11 protein-coding genes are annotated in these 13,251 nt (G+C 63.2%); 3 read left to right on the forward strand and 8 right to left on the reverse strand.

Translation table 11 applies throughout. From position 1 onward, the window contains the following. Window positions 1-20 precede the first annotated feature (20 nt). The 5 genes from H8B02_RS22590 to coxB form a co-directional block, all read right to left on the reverse strand. On the reverse strand, window positions 21-428 hold the full coding sequence (locus H8B02_RS22590) for a cytochrome C oxidase subunit IV family protein (RefSeq protein WP_229168323.1): 408 nt from the start codon (window positions 426-428) through the stop codon (window positions 21-23). A gap of 9 nt (window positions 429-437) precedes the next feature. Further along, complete coding sequence (locus H8B02_RS22595; protein ID WP_229168324.1) at window positions 438-1,160, reverse strand: heme-copper oxidase subunit III family protein; 723 nt, start codon at window positions 1,158-1,160, stop codon at window positions 438-440. Window positions 1,161-1,175: 15 nt separating this feature from the next. Beyond that, window positions 1,176-1,880, reverse strand: coding sequence for a cytochrome c oxidase subunit 3 (locus H8B02_RS22600; protein ID WP_229168325.1), 705 nt, complete (start codon window positions 1,878-1,880; stop codon window positions 1,176-1,178). Continuing rightward, entirely contained in the window at window positions 1,877-3,652 is a 1,776-nt protein-coding gene (gene ctaD, locus H8B02_RS22605) for a cytochrome c oxidase subunit I (protein ID WP_229168326.1), read from the reverse strand. Before ctaD ends, H8B02_RS22600 begins: the two co-directional genes overlap by 4 nt. A gap of 71 nt (window positions 3,653-3,723) precedes the next feature. Continuing rightward, complete coding sequence (gene coxB / locus H8B02_RS22610) at window positions 3,724-4,557, reverse strand: cytochrome c oxidase subunit II (protein ID WP_229168327.1); 834 nt, start codon at window positions 4,555-4,557, stop codon at window positions 3,724-3,726. Window positions 4,558-5,124: 567 nt separating this feature from the next. Between coxB and H8B02_RS22615 the strand changes: the two genes are divergently transcribed. Together H8B02_RS22615 and H8B02_RS22620 are read left to right on the forward strand one after the other, a co-directional pair. Then, window positions 5,125-6,021, forward strand: a complete 897-nt coding sequence (locus H8B02_RS22615; protein ID WP_229168333.1) for a DUF2189 domain-containing protein — start codon at window positions 5,125-5,127, stop codon at window positions 6,019-6,021. A 182-nt stretch (window positions 6,022-6,203) separates the two neighbouring features. Beyond that, window positions 6,204-7,583 carry a M20/M25/M40 family metallo-hydrolase gene (locus H8B02_RS22620; protein WP_229168328.1) on the forward strand — a complete coding sequence of 460 codons (1,380 nt, stop codon included), beginning with the start codon at window positions 6,204-6,206 and terminating at the stop codon, window positions 7,581-7,583. A 275-nt stretch (window positions 7,584-7,858) separates the two neighbouring features. On the opposite strand, the gene H8B02_RS22625 is transcribed toward H8B02_RS22620, so the two are convergent. Both H8B02_RS22625 and H8B02_RS22630 read right to left on the reverse strand, forming a co-directional pair. After that, window positions 7,859-10,036 carry a xanthine dehydrogenase family protein molybdopterin-binding subunit gene (locus tag H8B02_RS22625; RefSeq protein WP_229168329.1) on the reverse strand — a complete coding sequence of 726 codons (2,178 nt, stop codon included), beginning with the start codon at window positions 10,034-10,036 and terminating at the stop codon, window positions 7,859-7,861. 2 nt (window positions 10,037-10,038) lie between these two features. After that, window positions 10,039-10,500: a (2Fe-2S)-binding protein gene (locus H8B02_RS22630; RefSeq protein ID WP_229168330.1), complete on the reverse strand. Its 462-nt coding sequence runs from the start codon at window positions 10,498-10,500 to the stop codon at window positions 10,039-10,041. A gap of 182 nt (window positions 10,501-10,682) precedes the next feature. Between H8B02_RS22630 and H8B02_RS22635 the strand changes: the two genes are divergently transcribed. Further along, a complete protein-coding gene (locus H8B02_RS22635; protein ID WP_229168331.1) occupies window positions 10,683-11,564 on the forward strand; it encodes a LysR substrate-binding domain-containing protein in 882 nt (293 codons plus the stop codon). A gap of 302 nt (window positions 11,565-11,866) precedes the next feature. Here the strand turns inward: H8B02_RS22635 and H8B02_RS22640 are convergent. Further along, on the reverse strand, window positions 11,867-13,251 hold a 1,385-nt coding region (locus H8B02_RS22640; protein WP_229168332.1), incomplete at its 5' end, for a S10 family peptidase.

The raw sequence follows: 13,251 nt of genomic DNA on the forward strand, positions 1-13,251 counted from the left end.
AGTTCTCAGCCGTCCTGCTTCTAGCTCGCTGGCGCGAAGAACATGACCCGAAGCAGATGCGTATAGTCGGATTCGAACACCATGATCCCTACAAAAACCAGCACGAGCACCGGCGGCAACAGGATGGCGTAGGCCAACGCCAACCGCTCCCAGGCCATGTGCATGAACACGGCAACGATCAGGCCGGCCTTCAGCACCATGAACAGCAGGATCAGTGACCAGCGGAGATGGCCATGGATGCCAAAGAAGTCGACGAGGTATGAGCAGGTGCTGAGCACGAACAGCCATCCCCAGACCACGAGATAGAGCTTGATCGGATGCTGCTGGCCCTTGGCGTGCGTGGCTCCTGATGCGACTCCGTCGTGCGCATACGCGTGCAGCGCATGTTGCGTTGCCTGCCCTTCCACATGTACCGCTGCGTTTGTCATGCGCCAACCTCACCAGAGATAGAAAAAGGCAAAGATGAACACCCACACCAGATCGACGAAGTGCCAGTACAGGCCCATGATTTCGACGATCTCGTAATACCCCCTCCGGCTCGTGAAGAAGCCACGCCGCTCGACGTCGAAGTCTCCCCGCCAAACCTTTCGCGCGACGGCGATCAGGAAGATCACACCGATGGTCACGTGGGTGCCGTGGAAGCCGGTGATCATGAAGAAGCATGCGCCAAATTGCGGCGCGCCCCACGGGTTGCCCCACGGCCGCACGCCCTCCATGATCAGCTTGGTCCATTCGAAGGCCTGCATTCCGACGAACGTCGCGCCAAATGCCGCGGTGGCCAACATCAAGGCTGCCGTTTTGGCGCGATCCCGGCGATAACCGAAGTTGACGGCCATCGCCATCGTACCGCTGCTGCTGATCAGGATGAAAGTCATGATCGCGATCAGGATGAGCGGGATGTGTTTGCCACCGAGATTGAGCGCGAAGACTTCGCTGGGATTGGGCCACGGCACGGTCGTCGACATTCGCGCCGTCATGTACGACAGCAGGAAGCAGCTGAAGATGAAGGTGTCGCTCAGAAGGAAGATCCACATCATGGCCTTCCCCCAGGACACGTGCTTGAAGGCACGCTGGTCCGAGGCCCAGTCGGCGGCGATGCCGCGCAATCCGGGTATCGTTCCGGGCGACGTCTGGGGGGCTGCAAGTGTGGTTTCCGTCATCGTTTCCCGCCCTCGCTAGGTGAGCAACTGGCGACAGATGTCGACCAAATTGTCGGTCCAGCCCGTCATCAGACCGAGCAAGATCAGCCAGACCAACAACAGGAAATGCCAATAGATGGCGCAGAGCTCCACGCTCAAGCGCATCTGCATCATCGGCGCGCCACGCCACACCTTGGCGGTCGTCCTGCCGAGCGCCACCAGACCGCCCATCAGATGCAGTCCGTGCACCGCGGTGATCAGGTAGAAGAAGGAATTGGCCGGATTGGACGCCACGAAATAGCCGGCGACCTTCAGCTGCTGCCAGACCAATAGCTGCCCGGCCAGGAAGGTCACGGCGGATGCTCCGCCGATCAGCAGGCCGACGATCAGGCCGTCAATGTCGTCGCGTCGCGCGGCCATGTACGCCCATTGCAGCGCCACGCTGCTGATGACCAGGACGCCGGTATTGACCCACAACAACCTGGGCAGGGGCAGCTCCCGCCAGTCCACCATGCTGTTGCGCATCGAGTAGGCGCTGATCAGGAGCGCGAACAACGAGCCGACGACTGCGAGAAATACGCCCAGTCCGATCTTCGCCGTCGGCACGGACGAACCGCGCTCACCGCGAAGATCGACGTCCACCCCTTGCTCGAGCCAGGGTTTGGCGGCCAGCCGCTGCTGCGAGAGCCACCATCCCGCGATCGCTGCGATTGTAACAGTGAACAGGATGATGGCACTCACGGATGGGCTCCCTGCGTCGCCAATCCAGCCGGCGGTTCATTCTGCGGCACAAAATCCCCGGCAGCGCCCGGCACGCTGTAATCGTAGGCCCAGCGATAGACGATCGGGAGGTCCTTGCCCCAGTTGCCATGTCCGGGCGGCGTTTCCGGTGTCTGCCACTCCAGCGAAGCGGCTCCCCAAGGGTTGCTGCCAGCCTCTTTTCCCTTGAACAGGCTCCAAATGATATTGAACAGGAAGACAAGCTGGGCGAAGCCGACAATCAGCGCCGCCACGCTCATGAACGCATTGAGGTCGTGGGCGGATGCCGGGACGAAGGTTGTCTCGCCGATGTCGTGATAGCGGCGGGGCATCCCGAGCAGGCCCAGATAGTGCATCGGGAAGAAGATCGCATAGGCCCCGATGAACGTCACCCAGAAGTGGAAACGTCCAAGCGCCTCATTGAGCATGCGTCCGGTGACTTTCGGATACCAGTGATAGAGTCCGCCAAACACGGCCATGATCGGCGCGATACCCATCACCATGTGGAAGTGCGCGACAACGAACATCGTGTCCGACAGCGGAACGTCCACAACCACGTTCCCGAGAAACAGTCCGGTCAGGCCGCCGTTCACGAACGTGATGATGAATGCGAGCGCGAACAGCATCGGCACCGTGAGATGGATGTCGCCGCGCCACAGGGTCAGCACCCAGTTGTAGACCTTGATCGCAGTCGGGATGGCGATGATGAGTGTCGTGGTGGCGAAGAAGAACCCGAAATACGGGTTCATGCCGCTCACATACATGTGGTGCGCCCATACAACGAAGCTGAGAGCACCGATTGCCACGATCGCCCAAACCATCATGCGATAGCCGAAGATGTTTTTTCGCGCGTGGACGCTGATCAGATCGGAAATGATGCCGAAGGCCGGCAAGGCGACGATGTAGACTTCGGGGTGGCCGAAGAACCAGAACAAATGCTGGAACAGGATCGGGCTGCCGCCGCCATACTTCGTCAGCTGGCCCATCTCGACCAGCGTCGGCATGAAGAAGCTGGTTCCCAGGAGACGGTCCAGCAACAGCATCACCGAGGCGACGAACAGCGCCGGGAAGGCCAACAGCGCCATCACGGTGGCCGTGAAGATGCCCCACACCGTCAGGGGCATCCGCATCAACGTCATGCCGCGCGTGCGGGCCTGCAGCACCGTCACCACGTAATTGAGCCCGCCCATGGTGAAACCGATGATGAACAGGATCAGCGAGGCCAGCATGAGAACGATGCCCCAATCCTGCCCGGGGGTACCGGAGAGAATCGCCTGGGGTGGATAAAGCGTCCAGCCGGCGCCGGTCGGCCCGCCGGGCACGAAGAACGTCGCGACCAGCACCAGCACGGCGAGCAGGTAGACCCAGTAGCTCAGCATGTTCACGTAGGGGAAGACCATGTCCCGCGCGCCGACCATCAGCGGGATGAGGTAGTTGCCGAAGCCGCCGAGGAACAACGCCGTGAGCAGGTAGATCACCATGATCATGCCGTGCATGGTGATGAACTGAAGGTACTGATTGGCATCGATAAAGGAGAATGTGCCGGGAAATCCCAGTTGCAGCCGCATCATCCACGACAACACCAGCGCAACCATTCCGATCGACATCGCCGTGATCGAGTACTGGACAGCGATAACCTTGGCGTCTTGCGAAAAGACGTACCTCGTCCACCAGCTGTGCGGGTGATAGAGCTCGACCTCACCTACTTCGGCGGGCGGGATGCCTGCAACCTCATCAAACGGGATATCGACCATCGGAATAGCCTCCTTGGTCTTCCGCTCAGCGACGAGTTCACCTCATATCCGGCTGATCCTCGTCGGCATGTTCATTCGCGACCAGTCCTGTACGCGGCCTTCGCGACGTCGTGCTGACCTGACAACTCCGCAAACGTCCGCTGCCTCTCGAGCCACGCGTGATATTCTTTCGCTTCCTGCACGACGACCCTGCTCCGCATCTGCGCGTGCGCGGTACCGCACAGCTCCGCACAGAGGACGTCGAACGTTCCGGTGCGGGTGGGCGTGAACCAGTAATAGGTCACCGAGCCCGGTATCATGTCCATCTTGGCCCGGAACTCGGGCACGTAGAAATCATGCAGAACGTCGATCGAGCGGAGCAACACCTTCACCGGCTTCCCAACCGGCAGATGCAGATCGTCGCTTTGAACGACGATGTCGTCTTGTCCGTTCGGATCGTTGGGATTCAACCCCAGAGGATTGTCGGGACTGATCAGGCGCGCATCTGACGTGCCGAGCCGGCCGTCTTTTCCCGGAAGGCGATAACTCCACATCCACTGTTGTCCAACTACCTCGACGTCGGTCGCGTCGTCGGGAACGGTGACGAACTGGTGCCAGACGACCAGGCCGGGCGCCAACATGGCGGCGACGCCGACTGCCGTCACGATGCTGAGCCACCATTCGAGCTTCTTGTTTTCGGGGTTGTAGGCGGCCCGCCGTCCCTCCTTGTGGTGGAAGCGGAACACGCAGTAAGCCATGAACGCGATGACCGCGCAGAAAACCGCACCGGTGATCCAGAACGTCAGATTGATCGTGTCGTCGATGTAGCGCCAGTTTGAGGCGATCGGCGTCCACCACCACGGGCTGTAGATGTGAAACAGCACCGAGGCGACTGCAACCAGAAGCAGTACGAGCGCGACAGCCATCCCTCATTCCTCCTTGCCATTGAAGGCTGCGGAGACGAACGAAAGGGCGGAGCTCACGTCAAAGGTATGGTGTCAAACGTATGGTGTCACATACACCATCACCGTGCCTTTTGCCTCGCCCATTCTGCCGGTCGCGACGCTGGGACATCATGACAAAGGATCAACGTCACGGCCGCAATCTCATCGGAGCTTGGGGGCGTTCAGTTCGTTCAAGATGGTACTCGTCGAGCCCGGCGTCAATAGAGGAGTATGTCCCGCCTCTGTCCGGCGCGCGTTGGCGCGAATGCATTGCGTGCCGGAGAGCACCGATCGGGACCCGCCATCAGATGGTGCATCGCAAAACGCGGCCTGTGCGATTGCACAATTCTCCCGACTGCATTCGCCATCTTGCTTCTGCTGCGTATCGGACTAGTTTGATTGGACCGGTTGCGACAGATGTCGTCCGGCAAGCTCCTTCTGGTTGAATCTGATTTGCCGGACTCAGTCGCGATTTTCGCGCATGAGGCGGATGTGCGTGTGTTGATGGCGCTCCGTTCCCCTGCGGGCACAAGCAAGGAGACCGGAACCATGACTACCGTATTCGCACGACCCAAACTGCAATTGTTTGGCGTCTCGACCGCCTTTGTCGTTCGCAAGATCAGCCTTTCCGACCTCGGCGACGCGCTGCGCCTCGGCTGGGAAGACTTCAAGGCCATCCCGACCCACGCCATCGTCCTGTGCGTGATGTACCCCGTCCTCGGACTTGTCCTGTTCAGACTTGTGATCGGCTATTCGGTGCTGCCGCTGCTGTTTCCGCTCGCCGCCGGCTTCGCCCTGATCGGTCCTTTCGCCGGATTAGGCCTCTACGAACTGAGCCGCCGCCGCGAGCGAGGAGAGGAGCCAGGAGCCTGGGATGCAATGCAGGTGCTGCGCGCGCCGTCGTTTGGCGCCATGCTCGAACTTGGCATTCTCCTGTTCGTTCTGTTCGGGGTCTGGATCGCCGCCGCAGACGCGATCTACATTGCGACTTTCGGCTATGCTCCGGCTGCGAGCATCCCTGATTTCGCAAAGCGCGTGTTGACGACACCCGAAGGCTGGTCGCTCATCATCGTCGGATGCGGCGTCGGCTTCCTTTTCGCCCTGGCTGCCCTGTGCGTCAGCGTCGTCTCATTTCCACTGATGCTCGACCGCCATGCCACAGCGATCGATGCGATCCGCACCTCGATACGGGCCGTGATGATGAATCCAATTGAGATGGCGGCGTGGGGATTGATCGTTGCGGTATTGCTCGCTGTGGGCTCATTGCCATTCTTCGTCGGTCTCTGCGTCGTTCTGCCGGTGCTTGGTCATGCGACCTGGCATCTTTACAGGAAGGTGATCGAGCCTGACCCGAATCCTCCGCAAGAAGAGCCCCGCCCGCCGATCGGTCACCGCTACGCGGCCGATTTCCCGGCCTCGCTCTTCCCGTGGAGCCGTGAGCGTTAGTGACACCGGCGCGAGCTTGATCGCTCGCAGGGCATGGCGGACGTAGTTGTTGTCGCGCCGATGGCGATTGACGTCTCCCCGTTGATTGTCTCTTTGGCGGGAGGTAAAGCACTCGCGCAATCCGACGCTGATCGCGCCGGCGTCTTCCGGTGCGACGACCGCTGGATTGCCAGGTGCTCATCGTGGCTTCTTCCGACGCATTGGCTGCCGTCTTCACTCATATCGAATCCAACCGCGACACCTTCCTGCAGCGCCTGATCGCCTATCTGCGCCATCCGAGCATCAGCGCCGAGAACATCGGCATCGCTGAGGTCGGCGCCCTGCTGGTCGAGATGCTCACAGGGATCGGCCTCGAAGCCGGCCTTGTCCCCACGGAGGGTTATCCGATGGTGGTGGCGCGCTGGGAGAAGGCACCAGGCAAGCCGACCGTCCTGCTCTACGGACACTATGACGTACAGCCGGCCGACCCGCTCGAGAAATGGATATCGCCGCCCTTCGAGCCGACGATCCGGGACGGCCGGCTCTATGCACGCGGCGTCGGTGACAACAAGGGCCAGCACCTCGCCCAGATCCTGGCGATCGAATCCCATCTCAAGGTGCACGGCGAACTGCCCTGCAACGTCATCCTGCTGCTGGAGGGCGAGGAAGAGATCGGCAGCCCGCACATCGCCGGTTTCGTGCGCGCCAACGCGCATCTTTTGAAGGCCGATCTTGCCGTCACCGCCGACGGCCCGCGTCATGCCAGCGGCGCACCGACGATCAAGTTCGGCTCGCGCGGCGTCGTCTCCTTCGAGTTGCGCTGCCGCCATGCCAGCCGCGACGTCCATTCCGGCAACTTCGGCGGCGTCGTGCCGAACCCGATCTGGACGCTGGTCCACCTTCTCGGCACGATGAAGAACGCGGCCGGTGAGATCACCATCGAGGGGCTGCATGATGCCGTCGAGCCACCGGCGGCTGAGGAACTGGTGGCGATCGAGCGCCTGCCGCTCGATATCGAGGCCGTCAAAGCGAGCCTTGCACTGAAGCGCTTCGACGCGCCTGCCGACCGCCCCTTCTACGACCGCCTCTGCTTCCAGCCAACGCTGACCATCAACGGTTTCCACGGCGGCTATGGCGGCCCCGGCACCAAGACGGTGCTGCCGAACGAGGCCTTCGTCAAATGCGACATCCGTCTCGTCGAGGCTCAGGACGCCGAGGACATCCTGCGCAAGGTCCGGGCTCACGTCGCCAAACATGCGCCCGAGGTCGAGTTCGTCGCTGCAGACATGGGAATGCAGCCCTCGAAGACGCCGATCGCCTCGCCCTACACCGCGCCGCTGCGCCGCGCCTTCGTTGCCGCCCATGGCCAGGAGCCGCTGCTGATACCGGCCGGCTTCGGCAGTCTGCCCAACTACGTCTTTACCAAGCTCCTGGGCATCCCTGCCTTCGTCACGCCCTATGCCAATCCGGACGAAGCCAACCATGCGCCGAATGAAAACATGACGCTGGACTGCTTCTACAGCGGCTTGCGGACCGGGGCTGCATTGTTGCACGAGCTCGGCCAGTTCCGGCGCGAGGGCTAGACCCGCCTGTCGAGGCAATAGAACAAGACCCGTAAGGCCATCGTGCAGGGAAAGCCGGGATTGCTCCGGTTACACCTGTGGCCCTACCTCCCGTTGCTTTTTGTTGCACCGGACTCATGGCTGCGATCGGCACCCGGCTTTCCCTGCGCCCTCTTCAAGCGAGAGGGCGGAATGAAGAGCAGAACTCGGACAATCATGTCGCGAGAATGCGGTGCCGCGCGCGAGCCGAAGTCACCCTCGACCCGCGAAGCACAGCTGTGCCGTCCCTCAATCGGTCACGTCTGCTTCAACACCGCCGGATCGACCGGCATCTTTCGCAGCCGCTTGCCGGTCGCCGCGAAGATCGCATTGCTGATCGCAGGCACGATTCCCGATGTCCCGGTCTCGCCCATGCCGCCGGGCGGCTCGGTGCTCGGCACGATATGGACCTCGATGGCCGGGGCCTGATCGATCCGCAGCATCTGGTAGCTGTCGAAATTGCTCTGCTCGATGCGACCGTCCTTCAGCGTGATTTCGCCGTAGAGCGCGGCCGTGACCCCGAAATTGATGCCGCTCTGCAGCTGCGCCTGCACGGTGTCGGGATTGACCACGGTGCCGCAATCCATCGCGCAGACGACGCGATGGACACGGACCGAACCGTCCTTGGCAACCTCGACCTCGGCGACCTGCGCGAGGTAGCTGCCGAACACGAATTGCAGCGACACGCCGCGGCCGCGCCCGGCCGGCAGCTTGCCGCCCCAGCCGGCCTTGGCCGCCGCGAGCTCGAGCGCCGCTTTGGCGCGCGGCGACTTGCCGAGCAGCGCCCGGCGATAATCGACCGGGTCCTGCTTGGCGGCCGCCGCCATCTCGTCGATCACGCTTTCGGTGACGAACACATTGTGCGAGGGCCCGACGCTGCGCCAGAACGCGGTCGGAATGCCGGGCGGCTCGACCCGGACATATTCGACGTGGAAGTTGGGGATGTCGTAGACGAGGTCGATCGCACCCTCTGTCGTGTCGGGGTCCAGACCGTTGCGGAACGCCGGCGGTGCCCATCGCGCAATCACAGACGAGCCGGCGAAGCGGTTGTTCCAGGCCACCGGCTTGCCCGATGCATCGAGGCCGACCGCAATCCGGTCGCACCAGTACGGCCGGTACATGTCGTGCTGGATATCCTCCTCGCGGGTCCACACCACCTTGACCGGCGCATCGACCTGCTTTGCGATCTGCACGGCGCGAATGACACCATCGACCTCGAGCCTGCGGCCAAAGCCGCCGCCGAGCAAATGATTGTGCACCACCACCTTCTCCGGCGGCAGGTCCAGCATCTTCGCGGCCACCGCCTGCACGCGCGAGAGCGCCTGGTTGCCGACCCAGATTTCGCAGCCGTCGGCGCGAACATGCACCGTGCAGTTCATCGGCTCCATCGTGGCATGGGCGAGGAACGGCAGCTGATAAGTTGCCTCGAGCTTCGTCGCCGCGCCCGCCAGCGCCTTGTCGGCGTCGCCGATATTCTGCGCGACCGCGCCGGGCTTCGTGGTGGCGGCTTCGAGCTCGCGCGCGATATCTGACGTGGCGAGCTTGGCGTGAGCCCCCTCGTCCCACTCGATCGTGAGCGCCGCGAGACCTTTCTTGGCCGCCCCCATGTGATCGGCCACCACGGCGACGGCGTCATCGAGTTTCACGATCTGGCGCACGCCGTTGACGGCCTTCGCCGCCGCATCATCCACGCGCTTGACGCGCCCGCCGAACACCGGCGACTGCGCCAGCGTCGCGACCTTCACGCCGGGCGGCCGCGCGTCGATGCCGTAGACTGCCGAGCCGTTGATCTTGGAGGGCGTATCGAGCCGCTTGGCCGGCGTGCCGATCAGCTTGAACTCGGCCGGGCTCTTCAGCGTCACGTTCTCCGGCACCGGCACCTGCGCCGCATCGGCCGCCAGTTCGCCGTAACCGAGCTTGCGTCCCGACGCCGCGTGAAGCACCTCGCCGTTCTCGGCGCGGCACGAGCCGGGCTCGACGTTCCAGCGCTTGGCGGCGGCTGCCACCAGCATCGCTTTCGCGGTGGCGCCGGCCTTCCGCATCGGCTGCCAGGCGCCGCGCATCGCATTCGAATTGCCGGTAGCCTGCACGCCGAGCAGCGGGTTGGCATAGAGCTTGTCGCTCGGCGGCGCGTGCTCGAGCTGCACCTGCGTCAGGCCGATCTCGAGCTCCTCGGCGATCAGCATCGGGATCGAGGTGTAGGTGCCCTGCCCCATCTCGACATAGGGCATGGTGAGCACGACCTTGCCGTCACCGCCGATCCGGATGAAGGCATTCGGCGCGAAGTCACCGGCGGCCGCGGCTTCGCTCTCGCGGCTCGCGAACGGCAGGCTCACGCTGAGCAGCAGGCCGCCGCCTGCGATCGCGCTGGCACGGAGGAAGTTGCGGCGCGACAGATCGGCGGAGTGCTCAGACACATTGTTCATCAGCGTCATGATCAACCTCCCGACTGCGCGGCTTGCTTGATGGCTTCGCGAATGCGGACATAGGTCCCACAGCGGCAGATATTGCCCGCCATCGCGTCGTCGATATCCGCATCGGTCGGCTTCGGCTTGCTTGCGAGCAAGGCAGAGGCGGACATGATCTGCCCGGACTGGCAGTAGCCGCATTGCGGCACCCCGTGCGCGAGCCAGGCGTCCTGGATCTTCTTGCCCGCCGGCGTCTTGCCGACCGCCTCGATGGTCGTGATCTTGGAGTCGCCGATGCTGTCGATCGTCGTGATGCAGGAGCGCACCGCGCTGTCATCGAGATGCACCGTGCAGGCGCCGCACAGCGCCATGCCGCAGCCGAATTTGGTGCCGGTCATGCCGAGCACGTCGCGCAGCACCCACAGCAGCGGCGTATCGCCATCGGCATCGACCGAATGACTGGTCCCATTGATCATAATCTGGAAAGGCATCCTGACACTCCTGTCCTGGTTCGAGACCCGCGCGGACTGCGCCCCTCCGGGCGCAACCGCGACATTCCAAAGCGATCGAACGCGCATTCGCGCCGATTACTCACTTGTGGTAATAAATCCGATTCCAATGCCGCGTAACCGGCGCGATGATGCGCAATGAAATAACCATTGGTTTATAATCCATGGACCGACTGACCAGCATGTCCGTGTTCGCCCGCGTCGCCGATCTCGGCTCCTTCACCGCGGCGGCCAAGGAGCTGCGGATCTCGCCGACCATGATCGGCAAGCATATCCGTTTTCTCGAGGACCGGCTCGGCTCGCAACTGATCAACCGGTCGACGCGGCGGCAGGGTCTCACCGAACTCGGCCGCAGCTATCTCGATCACTGCAAGCAGTTGCTGGAACAGGCCGAGGCCGGCGATGCGCTGGTCGAGGAAGCGTTGAGCGCGCCGCGCGGCAAGCTCCGCGTCGCGACCTCAGTCGCCTTCGGGTCGTACAGCCTGGCGCCCGCGCTGGTCCGTTTCATGAAGAGATATCCGGAAGTCTCGGTCGACCTCATCCTCAGCGACAGGATGGTCGATCTGCTCGAGGAAGGGCTTGATGCCGCGATCCGGGTCGGCACGCTGACCGACTCCACCATGATGTCGCGCTCGCTGTCGCCCTACACAGGAGTAGTGTGCGCCGCGCCGAGCTATCTCGCGGAACGCGGCACACCAACGCATCCGGCGGATCTCATCCACCATGAATGCCTGCGCTATCCCGGCTGGTCGGACGGGCAGCGATGGACCTTCGTCGGACCGGAGGGCGAAGTGCATGTCGATGTCGCGAGCCGCCTCTTCATCAACAGCGCGTTCGGCATCCGCTATGCGGCGCTGGCCGGCGCCGGCATCGTGCTGATGCGCGACGAGCTGCTGGCCGACGATATCGCCGCGGGCCGGCTGCAGGTGCTGCTGCCGAACTACTCGACGCAAGCCCGCGCGCGCCAGATCCTGTGGCCGAAGAACCGCAAGATGACACCGAAGCTCCGCGCCCTGATCGACTTCATCGTGGAGACCTACGGCTGAGACCAATTGACCCGACGGGCAGCTCAGCAAAAACCTGTCAATCGCCCCCGCGCAAAGAATATTTCGGTTTATCACAACGGCAGCTCAGTTTCGCGAGAACACGGATGTGTGACTCTTGATGTCGCAACAAATTCGATGTCGTCCTGGCGAAAGCCAGGACCCATTACCCCTAATGGCGATCGGTGCGCGACGCTGGGGCCCCGATCTCGTTCACAGTCGAATTCGGTAGTTATGGGTCCTGGCCTTCGCCAGGACGACGCCATATTTGCGGCAGGCGATGCAATCCAGGCGGCCCATCCCCCTCACTTCACCAGCGCCTCGACCTCCTTGCGGAACGCCTGGCGCGAGCCGTCGCGGGAGTAGAACATGTGGCCACCGGGATAGACCGCGAGCCTGGCGCGGCTCGGACCCGCGAAGGCCGGCAGCTGGTCGAGGATGATCTTTGAGGCGAAGTACGGCGTCGCGAGGTCGAACAGGCCGTGACCGATCAGGAGCTTCAGCTTGGGGTCGAGCGCCAGCATCTGGCGCAGCTGCGTCACCGATTCCGGCGGGCTGATGCCGTGGCCGAACTCCCAGCCCTTGCTCACGCTTTCGCTGAGCAGATGATACGAACCGTCCGGCCGCCAGTTCAGTCTGCGCGTCGTGAGGTCGACGGCGGCGCTGGTCAGCGGCGCCATCAGCGGATCGCCGGACGGATCGTTGAAGCGGAAGGAGCTGGAGTCCGGATAGGGATCGAAGCCTTCGATCGAGGCATCGTAGCGGCCGGTCACCTTGCCGTTCTTGCGATCGAACTCGCGGCGGAATTCGCCGATGTCGAAGCGGCCGGCGAGCCTGCGGCTCACCGCCGGATCGATGCCGGTCAGGCTCGCGACCTTGTCGGCGAGCCGCGCGGTGGCCTCGGTGTCAGCCTGCCCTTTGACGAGATCGAGCAGGAAATCGCCGCGCGCGTAGCTCTCGACGTCGGCAAGATCCTCGCGCGTCACCGGCCCCTTCGCCTGTCGCGCGACCGCCGTCATGGTCGGCAGGCTCGCGACATATTGCAGGATGCTGGAGCCGGTATAGTCGCGGAAATCGAGCACCGGCGAGATCAGGATCAGGCCGCGTACGCCGACACCCTGCTGCATTTGCAGATTGCGCACCACCTTGGGTCCGCGAATGCCGCCATAGCTTTCGCCGACGACGTATTTCGGCGAGGTCAGCCGGTCGTATTTCTCCAGCCAGCGGCGGATCACCAGCGCGACCGAATTGGCATCGCCATCGACGGTGAAGAAGCGCTTGCGCGCATCTTCCGAGGTGGTGACGAAACGGCTGTAGCCGGTGCCGACCGGATCGATGAAGACAAGATCGGTGAAATCGAGCCAGGTGTCGGCATTCGGCTCCAGCTCGGGCGAGGCCGAGGCCACCGCTCCGTCGAACGGCAGTCGCCACGGCCCGACATTGCCGAATTGCAGCCAGGCGGACGCGGAGCCCGGCCCGCCGTTGAACAGGAACGTCACCGGGCGGCTCGCCTTCTCGGCGCCGTCGAGCTGATAGGAGGTGTAGGCGATGTCGGCGAGCGGCTCGCCCTTGTCGTCGAACACGCGGATCGAGCCCGCGGTCGCGCTGAAGGCGAGCGTGCGGCCGGGCAGCGCGACCGATTGCTTGGTCGTGGAATCCGGCGGCAGGCGATGCTGCTCGGCGGCAGGTG

The sequence above is a fragment of the Bradyrhizobium altum genome (genome assembly GCF_020889705.1).
GTDB classification, from domain to species: domain Bacteria; phylum Pseudomonadota; class Alphaproteobacteria; order Rhizobiales; family Xanthobacteraceae; genus Bradyrhizobium; species Bradyrhizobium altum.

Coding starts and splice junctions, on each gene's coding strand:
- H8B02_RS22625 (WP_229168329.1), bottom strand. CDS start 10,036: ATGACGCTGATGAACAATGTGTCTGAGCACTCCGCCGATCTGTCGCGC.
- H8B02_RS22615 (WP_229168333.1), top strand. CDS start 5,125: ATGACTACCGTATTCGCACGACCCAAACTGCAATTGTTTGGCGTCTCG.
- coxB (WP_229168327.1), bottom strand. CDS start 4,557: ATGGCTGTCGCGCTCGTACTGCTTCTGGTTGCAGTCGCCTCGGTGCTG.
- H8B02_RS22635 (WP_229168331.1), top strand. CDS start 10,683: ATGGACCGACTGACCAGCATGTCCGTGTTCGCCCGCGTCGCCGATCTC.
- H8B02_RS22630 (WP_229168330.1), bottom strand. CDS start 10,500: ATGCCTTTCCAGATTATGATCAATGGGACCAGTCATTCGGTCGATGCC.
- ctaD (WP_229168326.1), bottom strand. CDS start 3,652: ATGGTCGATATCCCGTTTGATGAGGTTGCAGGCATCCCGCCCGCCGAA.
- H8B02_RS22595 (WP_229168324.1), bottom strand. CDS start 1,160: ATGACGGAAACCACACTTGCAGCCCCCCAGACGTCGCCCGGAACGATA.
- H8B02_RS22590 (WP_229168323.1), bottom strand. CDS start 428: ATGACAAACGCAGCGGTACATGTGGAAGGGCAGGCAACGCAACATGCG.